The organism is Bradyrhizobium sp. USDA 4341 (genome assembly GCF_054063755.1).
In genome coordinates this window covers 4,454,197-4,476,893 of the sequence record NZ_JBSSGO010000002.1, presented here as the reverse complement: position 1 = coordinate 4,476,893, position 22,697 = coordinate 4,454,197, and the positions used below count along the sequence as shown (strand labels likewise).

20 protein-coding genes are annotated in these 22,697 nt (G+C 65.3%); 12 read left to right on the top strand and 8 right to left on the bottom strand.

All coding sequences use genetic code 11. From position 1 onward, the window contains the following. Window positions 1-47: 47 nt before the first annotated feature. The 6 genes from cysT to ACVIGB_RS27185 all read left to right on the top strand — a co-directional run bounded on the left by cysT (window position 48) and on the right by ACVIGB_RS27185 (window position 5,715). Window positions 48-854 carry a sulfate ABC transporter permease subunit CysT gene (gene cysT, locus ACVIGB_RS27210; protein WP_456725068.1) on the top strand — a complete coding sequence of 269 codons (807 nt, stop codon included), beginning with the start codon at window positions 48-50 and terminating at the stop codon, window positions 852-854. A gap of 8 nt (window positions 855-862) precedes the next feature. Then, complete coding sequence (cysW, locus tag ACVIGB_RS27205; RefSeq protein WP_092118884.1) at window positions 863-1,825, top strand: sulfate ABC transporter permease subunit CysW; 963 nt, start codon at window positions 863-865, stop codon at window positions 1,823-1,825. Continuing rightward, complete coding sequence (locus tag ACVIGB_RS27200; protein ID WP_456720305.1) at window positions 1,815-2,864, top strand: sulfate/molybdate ABC transporter ATP-binding protein; 1,050 nt, start codon at window positions 1,815-1,817, stop codon at window positions 2,862-2,864. The genes cysW and ACVIGB_RS27200 overlap by 11 nt, the downstream gene beginning before the upstream one ends. Window positions 2,865-3,124: 260 nt before the next feature. Beyond that, window positions 3,125-3,622 carry a CAP domain-containing protein gene (locus ACVIGB_RS27195; RefSeq protein WP_244066267.1) on the top strand — a complete coding sequence of 166 codons (498 nt, stop codon included), beginning with the start codon at window positions 3,125-3,127 and terminating at the stop codon, window positions 3,620-3,622. Between the two features lie 107 nt (window positions 3,623-3,729). After that, window positions 3,730-4,914, top strand: a complete 1,185-nt coding sequence (locus tag ACVIGB_RS27190; RefSeq protein WP_092118878.1) for a DUF3734 domain-containing protein — start codon at window positions 3,730-3,732, stop codon at window positions 4,912-4,914. Window positions 4,915-4,926: 12 nt separating this feature from the next. Then, entirely contained in the window at window positions 4,927-5,715 is a 789-nt protein-coding gene (locus tag ACVIGB_RS27185; RefSeq protein ID WP_092118875.1) for a 3-hydroxybutyrate dehydrogenase, read from the top strand. 108 nt (window positions 5,716-5,823) lie between these two features. Here the strand turns inward: ACVIGB_RS27185 and ACVIGB_RS27180 are convergent, their stop codons facing one another. Together ACVIGB_RS27180 and ACVIGB_RS27175 are read right to left on the bottom strand one after the other, a co-directional pair. Further along, window positions 5,824-7,215 (bottom strand): oligosaccharide flippase family protein, encoded by a 1,392-nt coding sequence (locus ACVIGB_RS27180; protein ID WP_456720306.1) that lies wholly within the window; start codon window positions 7,213-7,215, stop codon window positions 5,824-5,826. Between the two features lie 230 nt (window positions 7,216-7,445). After that, window positions 7,446-8,282, bottom strand: coding sequence for a protein-disulfide reductase DsbD domain-containing protein (locus tag ACVIGB_RS27175; protein ID WP_456720307.1), 837 nt, complete (start codon window positions 8,280-8,282; stop codon window positions 7,446-7,448). Between the two features lie 136 nt (window positions 8,283-8,418). Between ACVIGB_RS27175 and ACVIGB_RS27170 the strand changes: the two genes are divergently transcribed. Then, window positions 8,419-9,078 (top strand): YqgE/AlgH family protein, encoded by a 660-nt coding sequence (locus ACVIGB_RS27170; RefSeq protein WP_456720308.1) that lies wholly within the window; start codon window positions 8,419-8,421, stop codon window positions 9,076-9,078. Window positions 9,079-9,452: 374 nt separating this feature from the next. On the opposite strand, the gene ACVIGB_RS27165 is transcribed toward ACVIGB_RS27170, so the two are convergent. Both ACVIGB_RS27165 and ACVIGB_RS27160 read right to left on the bottom strand, forming a co-directional pair. Continuing rightward, on the bottom strand, window positions 9,453-10,340 hold the full coding sequence (locus ACVIGB_RS27165; protein ID WP_456720309.1) for a TauD/TfdA dioxygenase family protein: 888 nt from the start codon (window positions 10,338-10,340) through the stop codon (window positions 9,453-9,455). A 101-nt stretch (window positions 10,341-10,441) separates the two neighbouring features. Next, on the bottom strand, window positions 10,442-11,221 hold the full coding sequence (locus ACVIGB_RS27160; RefSeq protein WP_456720310.1) for an SDR family NAD(P)-dependent oxidoreductase: 780 nt from the start codon (window positions 11,219-11,221) through the stop codon (window positions 10,442-10,444). Window positions 11,222-11,415: 194 nt separating this feature from the next. On the opposite strand from ACVIGB_RS27160, the gene ACVIGB_RS27155 reads away from it, so the two are divergent. Both ACVIGB_RS27155 and ACVIGB_RS27150 read left to right on the top strand, forming a co-directional pair. Then, a complete protein-coding gene (locus ACVIGB_RS27155) occupies window positions 11,416-12,150 on the top strand; it encodes an SDR family NAD(P)-dependent oxidoreductase (protein WP_456720311.1) in 735 nt (244 codons plus the stop codon). Window positions 12,151-12,210: 60 nt separating this feature from the next. Further along, the gene (locus ACVIGB_RS27150; RefSeq protein WP_456720312.1) at window positions 12,211-12,579 is read left to right on the top strand and encodes a CsbD family protein; all 369 of its coding nucleotides are present in this window, start codon (window positions 12,211-12,213) and stop codon (window positions 12,577-12,579) included. Window positions 12,580-12,762: 183 nt separating this feature from the next. On the opposite strand, the gene ACVIGB_RS27145 is transcribed toward ACVIGB_RS27150, so the two are convergent. The 3 genes from ACVIGB_RS27145 to ACVIGB_RS27135 all read right to left on the bottom strand — a co-directional run bounded on the left by ACVIGB_RS27145 (window position 12,763) and on the right by ACVIGB_RS27135 (window position 16,764). Then, window positions 12,763-14,502, bottom strand: a complete 1,740-nt coding sequence (locus tag ACVIGB_RS27145) for an SGNH/GDSL hydrolase family protein (protein WP_456725069.1) — start codon at window positions 14,500-14,502, stop codon at window positions 12,763-12,765. A gap of 328 nt (window positions 14,503-14,830) precedes the next feature. Continuing rightward, entirely contained in the window at window positions 14,831-16,210 is a 1,380-nt protein-coding gene (locus ACVIGB_RS27140) for a lytic murein transglycosylase (RefSeq protein WP_456720313.1), read from the bottom strand. Between the two features lie 134 nt (window positions 16,211-16,344). After that, the gene (locus ACVIGB_RS27135; RefSeq protein ID WP_456720314.1) at window positions 16,345-16,764 is read right to left on the bottom strand and encodes a MerR family transcriptional regulator; all 420 of its coding nucleotides are present in this window, start codon (window positions 16,762-16,764) and stop codon (window positions 16,345-16,347) included. Between the two features lie 92 nt (window positions 16,765-16,856). On the opposite strand from ACVIGB_RS27135, the gene ACVIGB_RS27130 reads away from it, so the two are divergent. Beyond that, window positions 16,857-18,158, top strand: coding sequence for an NADH:flavin oxidoreductase/NADH oxidase family protein (locus tag ACVIGB_RS27130; protein ID WP_456720315.1), 1,302 nt, complete (start codon window positions 16,857-16,859; stop codon window positions 18,156-18,158). Window positions 18,159-18,293: 135 nt separating this feature from the next. After that, window positions 18,294-19,169: a UTP--glucose-1-phosphate uridylyltransferase GalU gene (gene galU, locus ACVIGB_RS27125; RefSeq protein ID WP_092118845.1), complete on the top strand. Its 876-nt coding sequence runs from the start codon at window positions 18,294-18,296 to the stop codon at window positions 19,167-19,169. Between the two features lie 261 nt (window positions 19,170-19,430). On the opposite strand, the gene ACVIGB_RS27120 is transcribed toward galU, so the two are convergent. Next, entirely contained in the window at window positions 19,431-20,387 is a 957-nt protein-coding gene (locus tag ACVIGB_RS27120) for a hydrogen peroxide-inducible genes activator (RefSeq protein WP_212314152.1), read from the bottom strand. Between the two features lie 118 nt (window positions 20,388-20,505). Between ACVIGB_RS27120 and katG the strand changes: the two genes are divergently transcribed. Further along, the gene (gene katG, locus ACVIGB_RS27115) at window positions 20,506-22,671 is read left to right on the top strand and encodes a catalase/peroxidase HPI (RefSeq protein ID WP_456720316.1); all 2,166 of its coding nucleotides are present in this window, start codon (window positions 20,506-20,508) and stop codon (window positions 22,669-22,671) included. Window positions 22,672-22,697: the final 26 nt, after the last annotated feature.

Genomic DNA, 22,697 nt, shown 5'->3' with positions numbered 1-22,697 from the left:
AGATATCAGGGGGATATGTGAGCACAGCGGTTGCAAGGCGCAGTAGCCTGCCGGGGTTCGGTCTCACCATGGGACTGACCCTGACATGGCTCTCCGTTATCATCCTGATTCCGCTGGCGGCGCTGTTCCTCAAGACGTTCGAGCTCAGCCTCGATCAGTTCTGGGGCATCGTCACCAGCCGCCGCACCCTGAACGCCCTGAAGATTTCGTTCGGGCTTTCGTTTGCGGCCGCCTGCGTCAATCTGGTGATGGGCACCATCATCGTCTGGGCGCTGGTGCGCTACCGCTTTCCGGGCCGGCGGCTGTTCGACGCCATCGTCGATATTCCGTTTGCCTTGCCGACCGCGGTCGCGGGTGTGGCGCTGACGCAGCTGTTCGCCCAGAAGGGCTGGCTCGGCGCGCCGCTCGCCGAGCTCGGCATCAAGGTCGCGTTCACGCCGATCGGCATCTTCATCGCGATGATTTTCATCGGCATTCCTTTCGTGGTCCGCACGGTGCAGCCGGTGCTGATCGATCTCGATCCCGAGATCGAGGAGGCGGCCGCGAGCCTCGGTGCCAATCGCTGGCACACCGTGTTTCGCGTCATCCTGCCGAGTTTGATTCCGGCGCTGCTCACCGGCTTTGCGCTCGCCTTTGCCCGCGCCATCGGTGAATACGGCTCGGTGATCTTCATCGCCGGCAATCTGCCCAACGTCTCCGAGATCGCGCCGCTGTTGATCGTGATCCGGCTGTCCGAATACCGCTATGCCGATGCCACCGCGATCGCGGTCGTGATGCTGGTGGCCTCGTTCCTGATCATCTTCCTGATCAACCGGCTGCAGCGCTGGGCGCAAGCCCGCATTCCCGTGCATTGAGGTTCGAGATGTCGATGCAGACGGGATTGGCGACCTCGACCACGCAGCTGCGGACCTACGCGCCCGCGACCGATGTCAGCGTTGCGGCCCCAGCGCCGCGGCTCGAGATCACGCGGGCGGAGCCGGTCGCGGCGCGGCGCAACCCGCGCACCGAGCCGGGTCCGATCCGTCTCATCATCATCGCGCTGGCGATCGCCTTCCTCAGCATCTTCGTCGTGCTGCCGCTGGTCGTCGTGTTCGCGTCGGCCTTCTCGAAAGGCATCGTCGCCTATTTCGCGGCGCTGGCCGAGCCTGAGGCGCTCGCCGCGATCAAGCTGACGCTGCTGATCGCGGCGATCTCGGTCACGCTCAACCTCGTGTTCGGCGTGGTCGCGGCCTGGGCGATCTCGAAATTCGAATTCACCGGCAAGACCTTCCTGATCACGCTGATCGACCTGCCGTTCTCGGTCTCGCCCGTGATCTCAGGCCTTGTCTTCGTGCTGCTGTTCGGGGCGCAGGGCTATTTCGGAACATGGCTGCAGGCCCACAACGTCCACATCCTGTTCGCGGTGCCCGGCATCGCGCTGGCGACGATCTTCGTCACCTTTCCTTTCGTGGCGCGCGCGCTGATCCCGTTGATGCAGGAGCAGGGCACCCAGGAAGAGGAGGCGGCGGTCTCGCTCGGTGCCTCCGGCCTGCAGACCTTCTTCCGCGTCACGCTGCCCAACATCAAATGGGGCCTGCTCTACGGCGTCCTGCTCTGCAACGCGCGCGCGATGGGCGAGTTCGGCGCGGTGTCCGTCGTCTCCGGCCACATCAGGGGCGAGACCAACACGATGCCGCTCCTGGTCGAAATTCTCTACAACGAATATCAGTTCGTCGCGTCGTTCGCGATCGCATCGCTGCTGGCGATGCTGGCGTTGATCACGCTGGTGGCGAAAACCGTTCTCGAGCGGCGGCTCGACGAGGCTGAGGTGCCCGATGGCGATTGAAGTCAAGAATATCGTAAAGAAGTTCGGCAGCTTTGCCGCGCTCGACAATGTCGATCTCAAGGTCGCCGACGGCGAGCTCTTGGCGTTGCTCGGCCCGTCCGGCTCCGGCAAGACCACGCTGCTGCGGATCATCGCAGGGCTCGATTGGCCTGACTCGGGCGAGGTCGCGATCGACGGCGAGAACGCGCTCTCGCGCGGCGCCAGCGAGCGTCAGGTCGGCTTCGTGTTCCAGCACTACGCGCTGTTCCGCCACATGACGGTGTTCGAGAACGTCGCGTTCGGCCTGCGCGTGCAGCCGCGCGCGATCCGCAAGGACGAGGCGACGATCCGCGCCCGCGTTAAGAACCTGCTCGATCTGGTGCAGCTCGACTGGCTCGCCAATCGCTATCCGAGCCAGTTGTCCGGCGGTCAGCGTCAGCGCATTGCGCTGGCGCGTGCGCTTGCGATCGAGCCGCGGATCCTGCTGCTCGACGAGCCGTTCGGCGCGCTCGATGCCAAGGTGCGCAAGGAGCTCAGGCAATGGCTGCGCTCGCTGCACAACGAGATCCACGTCACCTCGATCTTCGTCACCCACGACCAGGAGGAGGCGCTCGAAGTCGCCAACCGCGTGGTGGTGATGGACAAGGGCAAGATCGAGCAGATCGGGTCGCCCGGCGAGGTCTATGACAATCCGGCGACTGCCTTCGTGCACGGCTTCATCGGTGAATCCATCGTGCTGCCGGTCGATGTGGCGGGCGATGCCGTCCGGCTCGACGGCCGCCCCCTGAACATTCCGGCGCTGGGTGCGGCGTCCGGCGCGGCAAAGCTGTTCGTCCGCCGCCACGACATGGCGGTCGGCCCGGCGGGAACCGGGGCGCTGGAGGGCGCCATCCGGCATGTCCGTTCGTTCGGTCCGATCCAGCGCGCCGAGGTGGCTCTCGCGGGGAGCGAGGGCAAGACCGTGATCGAGATCGACGCCCCCCGCGACCGCGAGCTGCAGGCGGGCGAAATCGTCTCGCTGCAGCCCCGCCGCTACCGGATCTTTGCCGCCCAAGAGTAGGGCCGCTCCATCCAAACCTCCCCTTGAAAAGGGGAGGTTGCTTTGCTCGTCAGAGCAAAGCGGGTGGGGATCTGCTCTCTCCACATCCAGCGTCGCCTGCGGCCGACCCCCATCCCGACCTTCCCCCTTTCAGGGGGAAGGGGAAGGGCGGCCCCCCCCCGGACATCGGTGGCTATTGATGGCCAAAAGTTAGCCCCTGTTCACCATTCAGCCACGGTTGGTATGCAACAACGGCGGGCCAACCTTGGGGGTTTTCAGTAGTGAAACGGACGACGGTCGCCCTGTTCGGGCTTCTGGTGCTTGCCGGCTGCGGCACAGACACCAAAATCCCGGAAGAACCGGCCATGTATCTCAACATGGCGCAGCCCGGTGCCGTGCTGGACAGCCAGGCCGCCGCGATCATGTTTTCGCAGTACCGCCAGAACAATGGTCTCGGCACCGTCGTGGTCGATCCCGACCTGACCAAGCTCGCCGAGCAGCAGTCGCAGGCGATGGCCGCCCGCAACAAGATGGACCATGACGTGAAGGCCCCGCTCGGCAAGCGGCTGGAGGCCGGCGGCTACCCGGCGACCGTGGCGGTCGAGAACATCTCGGCCGGCTATCACACGCTCGCGGAGGCCTTTTCGGGCTGGCGTGATTCACCGCCGCACAAGGCCAACATGCTCAAAAGCGGTGTCACAAAAATGGGCATCGCGGCCGTCTATGCTCCGAATACCAAATACAAGGTGTTCTGGACGCTCATTTTGGCGGCAACCTGATCTCGATAAATTCCGCGTGAACTCCCCTCCGTATCTGGTTGATTGACGCGGCTGCGAACAGCCGCCACGGTGCGCCCTTAAAGTCATTTCGAACCGAACGGTTACGAATGGATACCTCGGATTCCGCGCCCGGCTCGACGCCGGCGCAAGGGCAGCGTGTGCTGGTTCTTCAGGGCGGCGGTGCGCTCGGCTCCTATCAGGCCGGCGCCTTTCAGGCGCTCTGTCATGCAGGCTTCGAGCCGGAATGGATCGCCGGCATCTCGATCGGCGCCATCAATGCCGCGATCATCGCCGGCAACGAGCCGGACAAGCGTGTGCCACGGCTCAAGGAATTCTGGGAGATGGTGTCGGCGCCGGTGCCGTGGAATCCGGTCTCCAAGCATGAGCGCGCCCGTTCGCTGTTCAACGAGACCAGCGCCGCCATCATCGCGACCTTCGGCGTGCCGGGCTTCTTCACGCCGCGGATTCCGCCGGCGCCGCTGTGGCCGCCCGGCAGCTCGCAATCGCTGAGCTACTACGACACCGCGCCGCTGAAGAAGACGCTGGAGCGCCTGGTCGACTTCGATCGCATCAACGATCTGAAGACGCGGCTGTCGGTCGGCGCGGTCGGCGTCACCTCGGGCAATTTCCGCTATTTCGACAATTACGAGTTCAAGAAGCTCGGCAAGAAGATCGGCCCCGAGCACATCATGGCCTCGGGCGCCCTGCCGCCGGGCTTTCCCGCCGTCGTGATCGAAGGCGAGCATTACTGGGACGGCGGCATCGCCTCCAACACCCCGCTCGACTTCGTGCTCGATGAGGAGACCAGCCGCGATCTCCTGATCTTCCAGGTCGACCTGTTCAGTGCGCGCGGGCCGGTGCCGGAGACGCTGCTGGAAGCCGCCGAGCGCGAAAAGGACATCCGCTTTTCCAGCCGGACGCGGATGAACACCGACAAGAACAGGCAGATTCACAATGCGCGCATGGCGGTGCGCGACCTGATCAGCAAGCTGCCCGATTATTTGAAGAACGATCCGTCAGTCGAACTGCTGCGCAAGGCGTCCAAGGAGAACACCGTCACGGTGGTTCACCTGATCTACAAGAGCAAGAACTACGAGAGCTCGTCGAAGGACTACGACTTCTCCCATGTTGCGATGGTCGAGCACTGGGGCGCGGGCGTCCGCGACGTGCATTTGTCGATGCGTCACAAAGAATGGCTAGAACGGCCACAGTCCGGCGAAACCATGGTGACTTACGACCTCACGGGGGACGAACCCACGCCCCCTGAAACGAAGTCCCCTGCAAGCAAATAGGAGCGAAGAACAATGGGTACGTTGACAGGCAAGACCGCCGTTGTGACCGGCTCGACCAGCGGCATCGGATTGGCTTATGCGCGCGCCTTCGCCGGCGCCGGCGCCAATATCGTGCTCAACGGCATGGGTGTGCCGGCCGACATCGAGAAGGAGCGTTCCGGCATCGAGACCGACTTCAAGGTCAAGGCGGCTTATTCGCCGGCCGACATGACCAAGCCGGCCGAGATCGCCGACATGATCGCGCTCGGTGAGAAGACCTTCGGTTCGGTCGACATCCTCGTCAACAATGCCGGCATCCAGTTCGTCTCGCCGATCGAGGAATTCCCGCCGGAGAAGTGGGAAGCGATCATCGCAATCAACCTGTCGTCGGCGTTCTACGGCATCCGCGCCGCGGTGCCCGGCATGAAGAAGCGCGGCTGGGGCCGCATCATCAACACCGCCTCGGCGCACTCGCTGGTCGCATCGCCGTTCAAGTCGGCCTATGTCTCGGCCAAGCACGGCATTGCCGGCCTCACCAAGACCGCGGCGCTCGAGCTCGCGCAGTTCAAGATCACCTGCAACTGCATCAGCCCGGGCTATGTCTGGACGCCGCTGGTCGAGCACCAGATTCCGGAGACCATGAAGGCGCGCAACATGACCAAGGAGCAGGTCATCAAGGACGTTCTGCTCGCCGCCCAGCCGACCAAGGAGTTCGTCACCTCGGAGCAGGTCGCAGCACTCGCGCTGTTCCTGTGCGGCGACGACGCCGCGCAAATCACCGGCGCCAATCTCTCAATCGACGGCGGCTGGACCGCGGAGTAGTTTTCCGGCGGGATATATCGCTGGACCGCCAGCAACAATGAGCCGGCCCTGATTGAATCAGGGCCGGCTTTTGCTTTTGGAGATGCGACTGAACTTTGCTGGCCGGCGCTACGGCGCCGACCGCCGTTTCCCGAACGCCAGCACGTGCAACCCGAGCCGCGAGCGCACCACGTAGAACAGCAGGACGGTCTCGAAGATCAGCGACAGCGAGGTCGAGGCCGCCGCGCCCATGCCGCCATAGCGCGGCACCAGCGTCATGCAGAGCCCGACATTCATGAAGAACGACACCGCATAGGCGGTGGCGCAGATGCTCTGGTGTCCCAGCATGTTCAACAGCCGCTCCACCGGCCCGATCGCCGAGCGCACCACGAGCCCGATCGCGGCGACGAACATGATGCTGTAGCCGTCGACGAATTTCGGGCCGAACAGCCACAGCAGCGGCTTGCCGAAGGCGAGCAGGGCGATGGTCGCGAGCAGCGACGGCCAGAACGTCCAGCTGATGGCGTGTGCGACATAGGCCGACAGCCGCTCCTTGTCGCCGAGCGCGTTGTATTCGGCGAAGCGATGCGCCGTCGTTGCCGACATCGCGTAGTGGACGAACGACACCAGCGCCAGCGTCTTCACCACGGCGAAATAGATGCCGACCTCCTCGGAGGAGCGGAATTGCTGCAGCATCAGCACGTCGGTGTAGCCGAGCAGCAGATAGAAGCTCTCGACCAGCATGATCGGCAGAGAGATCGCGAACCAGCCCCTGACGTCGTAGGTCTTCTCGCCCTCGCCGACATGGGCGGCGAGGCGGCGGTTCAGCACGATCATCTGGCCGATCGCCGCGATGTACACGGCCGCGGCGCTCGCGATCATCGCGGCCGTCGCGCCGAGATTGAGGCCGAGCGCCAGCGCGCCGGCGGTCAGCGCGATGATCAATCCCTGCCGCACGATGAACTGCGGCATCAGGCCGAGCTGCATCCAGTCATGCGCGCGCGAGACGCCGTCCTGGGTGTTGGCGACCACGAAGGGCGGCAATGTCAGGCAGCCGATATAGAGCGGCACCACCGCATTGGGGTCGATCCAGGGCGAGGCGAGGTGGATCACGCCGGCGAGCAGCAGCGCCACCGTGCTCGACGCGGCAAGCACCACCCAGCGGCCGCCGGTCAGGAAGCCGCGCAGCGCGGCGAGGTCGCCGCGCGCGCGATATTCCGGGATGATCTTCTGGGAGGACGGCGCGATGCCGAAATCCATCGTGCTGCCGAGCAGCAGCACCCAGGTCCAGACATAGACATAGATGCCGTAGTCCGAGCCGCTCATCCAGCGCGCCAGCAGGATCTGCGCGAGATAGGCGATGGCGGCGCTGATGACGCGGATGACGAAGATCATGCCGGCGAGGCGCTTGGTGACCGACGCTTCCTTGGTGCCGCCGAGCAGGCGCGCGGCGAGGCCGCGCAGGCGTGCGGCCAGCCCCGATGGCGCGGAGGTTGCGGATTGTGTCTCCATCACAGCCAAGGCGGAAAATTCCTAAAGCGCCGCAAGCCGGCAATGGCCCCCGATCTATCAACGAAACGTTAAGATTGGGTTGGGTGACGGATGCTCTCACCCCAGGCGTCGTCCCGGCGAAAGCCGGGACCCATAACCACAGGGAACAATTGGTGCGCGCACCTTGAACCCCAGCGTGCTTCACACGGCAGCCGCGGAGTATGGGGCCCGGGACGACGCTATTGGAACGACGCTCGGCGTCAGTTCAAATTGATATTGAATTCGTAGCTTTTGTCGCCGCCGACCAGCGTCAGCTTCAGCGCGGCGCCGTCCGCTTTGGCACCCGGCGGCAAGCCGTCGAGCTCGAACGAGAAGCGCTTCACGCCCGGCGGCGCGTGCTCGACGAGCTTGGGCACGGGGAGCGCCCAGTCGGGTGTCGGCCCCTCGACGAACAGGCTGAGGTCCTTGGTTTCGGGCGCCGCGACATCGACCAGCACGTTGTTGCCGTCGCGCTTGACGTCGCGGATCGTGAACGGGGTGGCGTCGCCAATACTGGCGGGCTTCGGCACCGCGTTGAGCGCTTCGGACAGCGCGGCGTCCTCGGTCGAGGCGACGCTGGCGAATGCGAGCTCGGCCTTCGCCTCCACCGGCACGCACAGTTTCTCGCACACGGCGTAGTTGATGTCGGCGCGCAGCACCAGCGGCTTGTCGGGATTCTTCGCCACGATGCGCAGCGGCAGCACCACCTGGTGCTTGTAGCCGAGCGAGGTGCCCCCGGCGCCGTCGTCGAACTGGCGCGGCGCCGGCCACATCACGGTGACCGCATCGACATTGTCCGACCTGGAGAAATCGAACCGCGGCGGCACGCCGGAATCGCCTGGCGTGCGCCAGTAGGTTTTCCAGCCGTCCTGCAACTGGAAGGCGATGCCGCCGAGCAGCACCACGCCGCTGCGCGATCCCGCCAGCAGCCTGACGGCCGAATGCGTGTCCTGCTGCCACGGCGAGGCGTCGTCGGCGCGAACCTCCGTTGCCACGGAAGCGACGGAAAGCAAGGCGGCAACGGCAAATGCGGCACGCATGGGAACTGTGACGATCATGAGACGTCTTTACCTGCAACTTTCGTTGCAAACCATTGAATTGCTTGTGATGCATCGCCGCACTGCGGCCGAAGGTTGATTGACAGAACGGCGACCCAATATCAGGATGCCAAATCAGCAGGAGAGGCCTTTGCGGATGCGCCCTGAAGGCAAAACAGGCAAGACTCGCAAGACCGCCGCCGGCAGAAGCCCGGCCGTCGGTCCCCATGCCACCGAAGATGGCTATCTCGATGGCCAGATGCTGATCGCGATGCCTGTGATGAACGACCCGCGCTTCGAACGCTCCGTGATCTACATGTGCGCGCATTCGTCCGAGGGGGCGATGGGGATCATCGTCAACCGCCCGGCCGGCAGCATCGATTTCCCGGGGCTGCTGGTGCAGCTCGACATCATCGAGAAGTCGGATCAGATCACGCTGCCCGAAAATGCCGAGATGATGAAGGTGATGAAGGGCGGCCCGGTCGACACCGGCCGCGGCTTCGTGCTGCATTCCAGCGACTTCTACATTCAGGATGCGACGCTGAACATCGACGACGGCGTCTCGCTGACCGCGACCGTCGACATCCTCAAGGCGATTGCCAAGGGCTCCGGTCCCAAGCACGCGATCCTCGCGCTCGGCTATGCCGGCTGGGCGCCGGGCCAGCTCGAGAACGAGATCCAGCACAATGGCTGGCTGCATTGCGACGCCGATCCGGAGCTGATCTTCGGCACCGATGTCGACGAGAAATACGCGCGCGCCCTGCGCAAGATCGGCATCGAGGCCGGCATGCTGTCGAACGACGCGGGCCACGCGTAGGCTGCGCAAGCGTAGCCACGATCTCTCCACGTTCACGGTGTCGTCCCTGCGAAAGCAGGGACCCATGACCACAGGACGTTGTGACGACGCCGCGCTGGGGCCACAGCATCGCGCCACAACGGCGCCCTGTGGTTATGGGTCCCGGGTCGCGCTTCGCTTGCCCGGGACGACGGCTGTGGGATTGCCTACAACCGCGCCTCCATCTCGGTGTCGTCCCTGCGAAAGCAGGGACCCATAACCCCAACATGCAGTTGTGACGCTGCGCTGGGGCCGCAGCGTCACGCAACAACGGCGCCCTGTGGTTATGGGTCCCGGGTCGCGCTGACGCCTGCCCGGGACGACGGCAGTGATTTTGGCTACGATGGCGGCGCCCGCTACTCCGCCGCCTCCTGCGCCACCGTCGGCTGGGTGCCGGCGACCGTGGCGCGGCGCATGTCGCGGGGCTGCGACTGGTCGTAGCGGCGCACGCGGTGCACGGTCTGGCGGTTGTCCCACATCACGAGGTCATGCACCGTCCATTTGTGCACATAGACGAATTCCGGCTGTGTGGCGTGCTCGGTGAGATCGCGCAGCAGCAGCCGCGCCTCCGGCATGCTCATGCCCCTGATGGCGCCGGCATGCGAGGACAGATACAGCGACTTGCGGCCGTGCACCGGGTGGGTGCGCACCAGGCGCTGCAGCACCGGCTTGAACATCTCCTTCTCCTCGTCGGTGTAGTCGAGGAAGCCGAGCGAGCCGCGCGAATACATCAGCGAGTGCTCGCAGATCATGTCGTCGATCTCGGTCTTGGTCTCGTCGTCGAGCGCGTCATAGGCGGCGCGCATGTCGGCGAACTCGGTGTTGCCGCCCTTCGGGTTGACGATGCGCGCCGACAGCAGCGAGAATTTCGCCGGGATCGGCCGGAACGAGCTGTCAGAGTGCCACAGGCAGTTGCCGAGATTGAACAGGTGGGTGCGGTGATCCTTCGGCAGCGGCTTGCCGTCCTTGCCGAGATTGGAGACATCGTTGAGCCCGGAGGAGAGGCGGTAGTCTTCCTTCTTCGTCACCGTGCCGCCGCGCGCGTTCTCGCGCTCGCCGAAGTTCAGCGCGAACGCCATCTGCTGTTCGTCTGATATGTCCTGGCCGTGGAAGACGAGCACGGCGTATTTGTCCATGCCGGCCTCGATGTCGATCGCTTCCTGCTTCGTCAGCGGCTTGCGCAGATCGACGCCGGAGACCTCGCCGACGAAATGCTTGTGAAGCTGCCGGATCAGGACCGTCATTGGCGTTTCTCCCCGTATCCCGCGGGCGGTTGTCCCGCTTCGTTTGACGAGAAGGCTACTCCCGGCGCGCGCGCTGTCAACGCTTCGCGACCAGACGCGGATCAGGCATTCCGCGCCATCAACCCGCCGTCGACGGGAATCACCGCGCCGGTCAGGAAAGATGCGGCGGGCAGGCACAGGCTCAGCGTCATGTGCGCGACCTCTTCCGGATCGCCGTAACGGCCGAGCGCGGTGCGGCGCTTGGCGTAGATCGTCTTGTGCTCCTCGGAGATGCGGTCGGTGATGGCGGTGCGGATCGGGCCCGGGCAGATGCAGTTTACGGTGATGCCTTCGCGTCCCAGTTCCACCGCGAGCGAGCGGGTCAGGCTGGTGACGCCGCCCTTTGCCGCGGAGTAGGGGCTGTGCATCCCGGTCGCGCCGAGCGCCTCGGTCGAGGCGATGTTGACGATGCGCGGCGATCGCGACTTGCGCAGGTATGGCAGTGCGGCGCGAATGATGCGCGGATGCGCCGTCAACATCACCGCGATGCCCTTCGCCCAGGCGTCCTCGTACCCGGGATCGTCGATCGCCACGCGCACCGAGATGCCGGCATTGTTGACGATGATGTCGAGCCCGCCGAAATGCGCGGCGACATCGTTGACGACCTTTGTAATCGCGTCACGATCACTGACGTCGAGCGTCCAGGCCTTGGCCGAGCCGCCGCTTGCGGCGATCTCCTTCGCCACCGCCTGCGTGCCATCTTCGGTCAGGTCGGTGACCGCGACATAGGCGCCTTCATCGGCGAACACGCGCGCGGTGGCGCGGCCCATGCCGCTGGCGGCACCGGTGACGAGAACGGTGAGGCCCTTCACCGAGCGGCTGAGCTGTTTGAATTCGGACATGACAGATTCTCGCGAGATGAAATTTGGCGCGTTGTGCGACCGGCAACGCTGGCACCGATCCGCAAAGACGTCAAACCGGTGATCCGATATCGCCGCGCGCGCAGCGCGTTAACGCAAGTTCTGCGTAGGCTTTTGCGTTGGCTTTTCGAAAAGGATCATGCTCAATCCAGAAAACAGCACGGGAGAGGAACGCGATGAACGAGCTCGATTTCGGCGGCAAGCAGGTACTGGTGGTCGGTGGCTCCAGCGGCATCGGCAACGGCATCGCGCAGGCCTTCCGCGCCAAGGGCGCGCGCGTTGCCGTGTACGGTACCCGCGCGCAGGCGACCGACTATTCCGCAGAGGAAGGCTCGCATCTCGAGGGCCTGGCCTATGCGCAGCTCGATGTCAGCAATCCGCAGGCGATCGAAGATCTCACACCGTCGTTCGATCGGCTCGACGTGCTGGTGCTGGCGCAGGGCGCGGTGATTTACCGCCGCGGGGAATTCCAGATGGAAGGATTCCGCAAGGTGATGGAAGTCAATTTGATGAGCCTGATGGCCTGCGCCACCAAATTCCACGCGATGCTGAGCGCGAGCAAAGGGTCGCTGATCATCGTGAGCTCGACCGCGGCCTACCATTCCACCATGGGCAATCCGGCCTACAACGCCTCGAAGACCGGCGCCGTCGGGCTGACGCGCACGCTCGGCGAGGCTTGGGCCGAGAACGGCATCCGCGTCAACGGTATCGCGCCGGGTCTCGTCGACACCAAGATGACCAAGGCGACGACGGCAAATCCAAAGCGGCTCGAAGGCGCCCTCGAGCGCATTCCGCTGAAGCGTCTCGGCACGCCTGCCGACATGGCCGGCGCCGCGCTGTTTCTGGCGTCGCCGCTCGCCTCCTACATCGTCGGCCAGACCATCATCGTCGATGGCGGGCTCATTCTTTAGCTCTAGGAACTTGCGCGAGGTTCGGCGGTTGGCTCCCTGACAGTTCAAGGAGCAATCGTGATGGACAAGGATCGGATTTTCGGAACGGCGAAGGAATTCGCGGGCAAGGCCGAAGGCGCCGTCGGCGATGCGACCGGCGATGCGCAGACGCAGGCGTCGGGCCGCGCGCGCGAGGCCGCAGGCGCGGTGCAGGATCTCTACGGCCAGGCCAAGGATGTCGCGCGCGACGCCGCCGACACCGCGGTCAACTACGCCAAGGATGCTTATGAGAACCGCGGCGAGACCGTTCGCAGCGGACAGAGGGCGATGGCGCAAACGGTGCAGGACAATCCGCTCGGTTCGCTCCTGATTGCCGGCGGCATCGGCTTTGCGCTGGCGCTGTTGATGACGCGCCAGCCGCGCCGCCCGCCGTCACGCTGGCGTTATTAATTGCGGTCGACACCAGCTCGCTCGCGGTCATTGCGAGGAGCGAAGCGACGAAGCAATCCATCCGTCCGCGCGTGCGGATCGATGGATTGCTTCGCGGAGCTTGTCGCCCGGCGGCGCTTCGCGCCGACCGGATGGCTCGCAATGACGTGGATCTAGCTTCAATTCGATGAGAGCGCGCGCCGCCTACTGCCAGGGATTCCCCGGCACCGCGGCACGCTGTCCGACATTGCGCGGCGGGCGCGGCGGCGGGGCGACCAGCGGGCGCTGCTGCTGCGGCGCGCCGAATCCGAAGATGTCGCGCAGCCAAGGCTGCGTCTGTGGCTGCTGTTGCGGCTGGGCCTGGGCCGGACGGAACACGCGCCTTGGCGGCTTCGGAGCGGTGATGATCGAGCCGTCGGGCGCGATCGCCGTGGTCGAGGGCGGCGGATTCGCAGGGCCTCCCGCCGGAGCGGCCGGCGTGGTCGCGGCAACCGGCACGTCGCCTTTGGCCTGCTCGCGCCCCATTTCGCGGCGTGGCCATGCGAAATCATCGGCGCGGCCGGCCGGCGGCGCCAGTGCCTCGCCCTTCACCAGCGTGCGTGCGGCGAGCGCATCCACGGCGGCGGGCCGCGAGCCGGGGCCGCCGAGCAACTGATCGGTACCGACGGTGGAGGCGACCAGCGGCAGCACGGGGCCTGCCAGCGGCCGCGGCGCGGGCTTGCCGGGCTCGGTGCTGGTCTCGGGCGTTGCCGGTTCGCTCGGCAGCGCGATCGGGCCGGTGCGCACCGCGAGCAGGCGGGTCACCTCGCGCTCGACATAGTGCGCGAGCTTCCGCGCGCCGGCCTTGGTGAAGAATACGCCGTCATCGGAGCGCAGCTTGCGCGGCTGGCCTTCGAAGTCCGGGCCCTTCGGCATGAAGCGGCCGGCCTCGTCGACAAAGCCGTCCCAGACGTCGACATAGGTGATGCCGGCCTTGCCGGCGCCGTCGCGATAGAGCGCGTCGAGGAACAGCATGTCCGACGTGCCCTTCTGGCCGCGGATCGCGGGCAGGCCGACCCACAGCACCGGCACGCCCTTGCTCTTCAGCACGTTGATCAACTCCTCGATCTTCTTGCCGTAGAGCTCGACCCAGCGGTCGTCGCGGAAGTCATAGAGGCCATTGGGCGAGCGCGCGGTCTTTTCCGGCGCGGCCTGTGAGTCCGTGTCGGCGTCGTCGGCTGGCAGCTCGGCATCGGCCGGCTTGCTGTCCGCCTTGCTATCGGTCTTGCCGTCAGTCTTGCCATCGGTCTTGGCGGCGGCATCGGGCTTGTCGCCGGGCTTGGCGTCCGGCTTGGCGCGCGCGTCCTTTTTCTCGTCCTTCTTGTCGACCTTCTTCTCCACGACCGGTTCGCGGATCGAGGTGCGGTCGTTGAGGCCGAGCATCACGACGATGGCGTCGGGGTTCTCGGTGGCGAGAATGCCCTTGGCGGCCGCAGCCCAATCCGCCGGGTCGCCCTTGGGCTGATAGCGGATCAGGCCGGAGACCGTCTTGTGCTTGCGGATCACGCCCATGTCGGGTTGGTCGGAATAGGCGTCTTCCAGGCCGTAGGCGAGCCAGTCGGCCATGGCGTCGCCGATCACCAGCACGTTGCGCTCGGCGGCGGCTTCGCGCTTGGCTGGCGGCGGAGCGCGCGAGAAATCCTCGCGTGGCCGCTGCGGCTGTGATGATTGCGGCTGCTGCTGGAATGGTGCGAAGAAATCGCCCCCGAACCAGCCGCCACCGCCACCGTGCTGCGGTGGAGCGCGGCGCTGCGGTTGCGGCGGTCCGCCACCGAAGCCGGGGAAGCCGAAGAACTGCGCCGAGGCGGGCTCGGCAATGCCGATCAACAGCGCAAGCGCCACCGTCAGCGCGATCAGCGGACCGGCTTCGGTGAATAGGCGCAGGAAGGATTTCGGCTTCGCCATCGAGTTCGTCGCAATGATCAGGAAGTACGTGAGCATATTAGCGGAATCGGGCCGCAAGCGGGCAGCTTTTCCACCATAAATCGGGTGCCTCCGGCCGCCGTCAAGGCGCCGGGCAAATATCGGATTTCACGGTTAGTTTTGGGGGGCTCTTCGGTCGCCACTCCGGAACTGCACTCCCTCTCCCGCTTGCGGGGGAGGGGTGGGGTGGGGGTGTCGCCGCGATGGGGCCAGTCATTGTGTGGAGAGAGCCCCCACCCGGATTGCATCTCCGATGCAATCCGACCTCCCCCGCAAGCGGGAGAGGTGCAGGGAGGTCGTGGCCGCCGCCCTACCGCCCCCGCAGCCGCTCCAGCACCTCGGCGGTGGCAAAACCGTCGGCCGGCGTCCCGATCGAGACCTGGAAGCCGCGCAGCGCCTCGCGGGTCTGGCCGCCGAACTGGCCGTCGGGCGTGCCCTTGTAGAAGCCGCGCTGGGCCAGCAGCTGCTGCAGTTCCAGCCGTTCGGCGCGTGACAGCACCCGCTCCTGGCGCGGCCAGGGCTGCACGAAGGGCTGGCCGCCGCGCAGGCGGTCGGCGAAATGGCCGATCGCGAGTGCATAGGCCTCGGCCGGGTTGTACTTCATGATCACCCGGAAATTCTGCAGCATCAGGAAGCCCGGACCTTCGGCACCGGCGGGCGCCAGCAGATAGGCCTTGTCGGAGGGCCGCGGGAACGCCTGGCCGTTGGGCCGCTTGACGCCGAGTTGCTCCCATTGCGACAGCGGCATCGCCTTGGCGCGGTCTGCCAGCATGTAGTTCAGGCCCTGCGGCAGCACGACCTCGTAGCCCCAGCTCGCGCCGGTCTGCCAGCCGTCCTTCTTCAGATTGTTGGCGGTCGAGGCGATCAGGTCGCTCGGATCGTCGACGACGTCTCGGCGGCCGTCGCCATCGCCGTCGACCGCGTACCGCTTGAACGCGGTCGGCATGAACTGGGTCGGGCCGAACGCGCCGGCCCAGGAGCCGCGCATCTGCTCGGGTTTGAGATCGCCGCGGTTGAGAATTTCGAGCGCCGACAGGAATTCGTCCTTGAAATAGGCCTGACGGCGGCCGATGCAGGCGAGCGTCGCGGTCGACTGCACCACGCTGCGATCGCCCATCTGAGTCGAGTAGTTCGACTCGATGCCCCAGATCGCCGCGATGATGTAGCGATCGACGCCATAGGCCTTCTCGGTCGCGTCGAACTGCGCCTTGTATTTCGCAAGGATATCGCGGCCCTTTGCGAGCCTGGTGTCGCTGACGAGAATGTCGAGATAGTCCCAGATCGCCTTGGTGAATTCCGGCTGCGAATCCAGGAGATCCATGATGCGCAGGTCGGGCTGCAGGCCCGCGGTGAAGCGCTCGAAATTTTGCTGGGTGATGTTGCGCCGCGCGGCATCCGGCCACATCGCTGCGACGCAGTTCGGGAAGTCGGACGCGGCCTGGCGGATCGCTGCGGCCGTCATCAGCGGATGGCCGGAGGCGCCGTCTTCTCCGCTCCAGGGCGGCGCTGCGCCATCCTGTCCGGTTGCGGCCTGCGGCGGCGTCGCGGCGTTCGGGGAGAAGATGCTGTCGATCAGGTTGGTCAGGCCGTTGCCGGCCGATTGAGCTTGCGTCGCGCCCGGCAGTAGCAGGGCCAGTGCGATCAGGCTCGCGCTGCAAAGCCTGGTCCTTGATGTTCCGGTCGCGCGCATGTGTCGTGTGCCTGTCAAAATCGTGCCGCCTCAGAAGGCCCCGTCACGGTTTCCAATAGCTTAACAAAGCGCAGCATTTGGGGCGTGACGAAATCGCGCGCGATGGTTTGACCGGGACAAATTGTCCGGCGTCGTCAACCCGCTTTTGGCTGTTCCCTGAGACCGGCCAGGACAGCTTCGGCATTCTCAAAGCAGTCACCGCCCGGCGGCGTGGCTTCGATTCGCGCGATCACGGCCTCGAGCCCGGCCTGGGTTTCGGACAAGCGGCGCTGCAGGGCTGCGACCTCGACCACCCTGGCCTTGAGCGCGGCCACCAGCGTGTCGCGGCTCCAGTCTCCGTTGCCGTGCGGCGGCAGCAGGTTCCGGATCTCGTCGAGCGAAAACCCGGCCTGCTGGGCCATCACGATGATCTCAAGGACCTGCCTGGTTCCGCGCGAATACTGCCGATAGCCATTCAGGCCGCGATCGATCGACCCGATCAGGCCCTCGCGCTCGTAGAAGCGGATGCGCGACGGCGCCAGGCCCGACTCCCGAGCCAGTTCCCCGATCTTCACTGCGGTGCTCCCTTGGCTGCTTGACCTTAAAGTTCACTTTAAGGTTAGGGTGGGCGCAGATCAACAAGGAACTCGATAAGGAAGCTTGGCACATGTCGCCGTTCGATTCCCTCACTTTGCCCAACGGGACCAGCGTTCCCAACCGCATCGCCAAGGCGGCGATGGAGGAGAACATGGCTGACGCCGGGCATTTCCCGTCGGCCGAACTGCTGCGCCTCTATCAGGCCTGGGCCGACGGCGGCGCCGGCCTCATCATCACCGGCAACGTCATGATCGATCGCCGCGCCATGACCGGACCGGGTGGCGTCGTGCTGGAGGACGGCACGCCGCTTGAAGCCTTTCGGAACTGGGCGCGGATTGGCCGCTCCAGGGGCGCGCAAATCTGGTTGCAGCTCAATCATCCGGGCCGGCAGATGATGAAAAACATGGGCCAGCAGACGCTGGCGCCATCGGCAGTGCCGCTCGATCTCGGCAAGCATTCGAACTTGTTTGCGATGCCCAAAGCGATGACCGAGCACGACATCGACGAGGTGATCGCGCGCTTCGTCACGGCCGCGAAACTCGCAGAGCAAGCCGGCTTCTCCGGCGTGCAGATCCATGCGGCGCACGGCTATCTGATCAGCCAGTTCCTGTCGCCCTTGAGCAACCGGCGCACCGACCGCTGGGGCGGCTCGCTGCAAAACCGGGCGTGTCTGTTGATCGAAACCGTCAAGGCGGTCCGTGCGGCGGTGGCGCCGGGCTTCTCGGTCGCGGTCAAATTGAACTCGGCCGATTTCCAGCGCGGCGGATTCGATGCAGCCGATGCGAAGACCGTCGTCGAGATGCTGAATGAATTGCCCGTGGATCTGGTGGAACTGTCGGGCGGCAGCTACGAGGCGCCGGCGATGCAGGGCGATGCACGCGATGGCCGCAAGCTGGCGCGCGAGGCCTATTTCCTCGACTTCGCACGCGATATCGCCGGGGTCGCCAGGATGCCGGTCATGGTCACCGGCGGCATTCGCCGCATCGGCATCGTGCAGCAGGTGCTCGACAGCGGCGTCGCCATCGCGGGTATCGCCACTGCGCTCGCCATCAGGCCGGATCTGCCGAATGCGTGGCGCCGCGGCGAGGATCTGCGGCCAGAAGTCGCGCCCATCAGCTGGAAGAGCAAGCCGCTGGCCTCGCTTGCTGCCATGGCGGTCGTGAAATTCCAGCTGCGGCGGTTGAGCCGGGGCGGCACGGCCAATCCAAACGTTTCGCCGCTGAAGGCGTTGGTTCTCGCCCAGTTGCGCACGGCGTCGCTCACCCGCAAATATCGCCGCTGGATCGCGTCATCTGCCAACGCGACGGCTGCGTCTCACGGTACGTCAGCGCCGTCGCGCGCCAATGTGCGGGCCGTCGGGATGCCTCGGTAAGCCAAACGCATGGGTGGAAAAAGGGGATCCGTGCGCATCACACATCCGCCTTTGTTCTCGGCTGCAAAACGGGTACGAAGAAGCGATTAAATTTCGCGCCGCCGTCCCACCCGTTTCAAGGCTCCCGATAATCCCATGAAGATCCGCAAAGCCGTATTTCCCGTCGCCGGTCTCGGCACCCGCGTGCTGCCTGCCACCAAGGCAATGCCGAAGGAGATGCTGACGATCGTCGACAAGCCCCTGATCCAGTACGTCGTGGATGAGGCCCGTGAGGCCGGCATCGAGCACTTCGTGTTCGTCACCGGCCGCAACAAGGGCGTCATCGAGGATCACTTCGACCGCATGTTCGAGCTCGACACCACGCTCGCGCAACGCGGCAAGAAGACCGAACAGGACATCCTGGCGCAGAACCAGCCGGAAGCCGGCGCGATGAGCTTCACCCGGCAGCAATCGCCGCTCGGGCTCGGCCACGCGGTGTGGTGCGCGCGCGACATCGTCGGCAACGAGCCGTTCGCGGTGGTGCTGCCGGATGAGCTGGTGCTGAACACGCCGGGCTGCCTGAAGCAGATGATCGACGCCGCCAACAAGCTCGGCGACAAGTCGAACGTGATCGCGGTCGAGGCGGTGCCCGACGAGCTTACCCATCAATACGGCATCTGCGGCGTGGGAAAACGCACCGGCAACATCTTCGAGGTCGACGGCATGGTCGAGAAGCCGCCGAAGGGCACCGCGCCGTCCAATCTCTCGATCACCGGCCGCTACATTCTGCAGCCGGAAATCTTCAACATCCTGGCCACGCAGGAGCGCGGCGCCGGCGGCGAGATCCAGCTCACCGACGCGATGATCGGTCTCGCCAAGACGCAGAAGTTCTACGGCGTCGAGTTCGAGGGCGAGCGCCACGATTGCGGCTCCAAGCCCGGCTTCCTCCGCGCCAACATCGCCTTCGGCCTCAAGCGCCCCGAGCTGCGCGACGGCCTGATCGCTGAGATGAAGAAATATCTGGAGAAGTAGGGGCGCTGCCTCATCTCGTCATTCGCCGCGAGACCGCGGACGTATGATTCACAGACCGTGCAACATATTCGATGTCGTCCCTGCGAAGCAGGGACCCACACTCCGCAGCAGACGTAGTGAATGGGATTCGTCGTCCAGAATTGCTCAACAATGAACATTCGTGGTTATGGGTCCCTGCTTTCGCAGGGACGACAGCCGTAAGTATGGCGCGACGTGTGCGTCAAACACGGACGGCATCGTCTCCGCCGCACCCCGACCCAATCACGCCACCTTCCTTCGCCCCGCCCGTTTCATTGGCTCTTTCGCGCCATCACCCTTCGGCGCACGCAATTCCCGGGCAGCGAGGCTGACCACTTCGGCGATCTGCTGGAGTTGCGCGGCGAGCGGGCTGGTCTTGCGCCAGACCATGCCGATGGTGCGCGAGGGCTGCGGGTTCTTGAAGCGCGAGACCGTCACCGGCGCGGAGCGCGTCTCGACCGTTACGGCCATCTCGGGGATCAGGGTGACGCCGATGCCGGCGCCGACCATCTGCACCAGCGTCGACAGCGAGCTCGCATCCAGCACCTCGCGCGGCGGCGAGGATTGCATGTTGCAGAACGACAGCGCCTGGTCGCGGAAGCAGTGGCCTTCCTCGAGCAGCAGCAGCCGCATCTCGCGCAGCATCTCGGCGCTCGGCACCGGCGTCTTGGCGTCCTCGCCCGGCCGCACCAGCAGGAAATTCTCGGAGAACAGCGCGACCTCGGTCAGCGACGGTTCATGCACCGGCAGTGCCACGATCGCGGTGTCGAGCCGGCCCTCGGCGACTTCCTTGATCAGCTTCGGCGTCAGCGTCTCGCGGACATGGATGTCGAGCTCGGGATGCAGCCGCGCCAGCGTCTCGATCACCCGCGGCAGCAGATATGGCGCAATGGTCGGGATCATGCCGACGCGCAGCCGCCCGGCGAGCTTGTCGCGCGAGGCGCGCGCGAAGTCGCCGAGCTCGTCGACCGAGCGCAGGATGTCGCGCACGCGATGCAGCAGGTCCTCGCCGAAGGTCGTCAGGGTGACCTGCCGGGCATTGCGTTCGATCAGCACGCCGCCGACCGCCCGTTCCAACTCGCGGATCTGCATCGACAGCGCCGGCTGCGACACCGCGCAGGCATCCGCGGCGCGCCCGAAATGCCCGTGCTGGGCCAGCGCATCGAAATACCTCAGTTGCCGGAGTGTGACATTTATCATCAGATTATCTTATCGACGCGATCACTAAAGTCAATTTCACCTGATGGATTGGGGCGCGTAGAATCGTTCTTGGAAGAGCTCCAGCGCATTCCAGAATCCATCACCTCGGAGAAGAAACATGGACGCAAAAACCGACGACGGCGCGGGCAAATGCCCATTCACGGGCGGGCCCCGCGGGCACGCGAATCGCGACTGGTGGCCGGAGACGCTCGACGTTCAGGTGCTGCATCACAATTCCAACCTGTCCGATCCGATGGGCAAGGGCTTCGACTACGCCAAGGAATTCAAGTCCCTCGATCTCAACGCCGTGATCAAGGACCTCACGGCCCTGATGACGACGTCGCAGGAATGGTGGCCGGCCGACTTCGGCCATTACGGTGGCCTGATGATCCGCATGGCCTGGCACTCGGCGGGTACCTATCGCATCACCGACGGCCGCGGTGGCGCCGGTGCCGGTCAGCAGCGTTTCGCCCCGCTCAACAGCTGGCCTGACAACGCCAACCTCGACAAGGCGCGGCGGCTGCTGTGGCCGATCAAGCAGAAATACGGCCGCAAGATCTCCTGGGCCGACCTGATGGTCCTCGCCGGCAACGTGGCGCTGGAATCGATGGGCTTCAAGACGTTCGGTTTTGCCGGTGGCCGAGCCGACGTATGGGAGCCGGAAGAGCTGTACTGGGGTCCGGAAGGCACCTGGCTCGGCGACGAGCGCTACAGCGGCGAGCGTCAGCTCTCCGAGCCGCTCGGGGCGGTGCAGATGGGCCTGATCTACGTCAACCCGGAAGGCCCGAACGGCAATCCGGACCCGGTTGCCGCCGCGAAAGATATCCGCGAGACGTTCTTCCGCATGGCGATGAACGACGAGGAGACGGTTGCGCTGATCGCCGGTGGCCACACCTTCGGCAAGACCCACGGTGCGGGCGATCCGTCGTTGATCGGTCCGGAGCCGGAAGGTGGCGCGATCGAGGATCAGGGCTTGGGGTGGAAGAGCAAGTTCGGCACCGGCGTCGGCGCTGACGCGATCACCGGCGGTCCCGAAGTCACCTGGACCCAGACCCCGACCAAGTGGAGCAACCACTTCTTCGAGAACCTGTTCAAGTACGAATGGGAGCTGACGAAGAGCCCGGCGGGTGCGAAGCAGTGGAAGGCAAAGGGCGCCGACGCCGTCATTCCGGACGCGTTCGATTCTTCGAAGAAGCATGTCCCGACCATGCTGACCACCGACCTCTCGCTGCGCTACGACCCGGCCTATGAGAAGATCTCGCGCCGGTTCTACGAGCATCCGGATCAGTTCGCGGACGCCTTCGCCCGCGCCTGGTTCAAGCTCACGCACCGCGACATGGGTCCGATCGTGCGCTACCTCGGCCCGCTGGTGCCGAAGGAGACGCTGATCTGGCAGGATCCGGTGCCGGCGCTCGATCACGCCGTGATCGACGACAAGGATATCGAGGCGCTCAAGGCCAAGATCCTCGCCTCGGGTCTTTCGGTGTCCGAACTGGTGTCGACCGCATGGGCCTCGGCCTCCACGTTCCGCGGCTCCGACAAGCGCGGCGGCGCCAACGGCGCGCGCATCCGCCTTGCTCCGCAGAAGGACTGGGATGTCAACGAGCCGGCCCAGCTCAAGGGTGTGCTGGCCAAGCTCGAAGCCATTCAGAAGGAGTTCGGCAAGAAGGTCTCGCTCGCCGATCTCATCGTGCTCGGCGGCGCGGCGGCGATCGAGAAGGCGGCGAAGGACGGCGGCACCCATGTGAAGGTCCCCTTCACGCCGGGCCGCACCGATGCGACGCAGGACCAGACCGACGTCGAATCGTTCGCTCCGCTCGAGCCGCGGGCTGACGGCTTCCGCAACTATATCAGCGGCAAGCATCAGTTCCTGCAGCCCGAGGAGGCATTGGTCGATCGTGCGCAGCTCCTGCGGCTGACCGGACCGGAATTGACGGTCCTCGTCGGCGGCCTGCGCGTGCTCGGCGCCAACGCCAAGAAGTCGAAGCACGGCGTCTTCACCGGCAAGCCGGGGACGCTGACCAACGACTTCTTCCTCAACCTGCTCGACATGGGCACGGTGTGGAGCGATGCCGGCCAGGGCGTCTATGAGGGCCGCGACCGCACGACCAAGGCGGTGAAGTGGACCGGTACCCGCGTCGACCTGATCTTCGGTTCGCACTCGCAGCTGCGCGCGTTCGCCGAGGTCTACGGCTCGTCGGATGCCAAGGAGCAGTTCGTGAACGACTTCGTCGCGGCCTGGGCCAAGGTGATGAACGCCGATCGCTTCGATCTCGCCAAGTAAATTGGACGAGTAAGCGGCCGGTAACG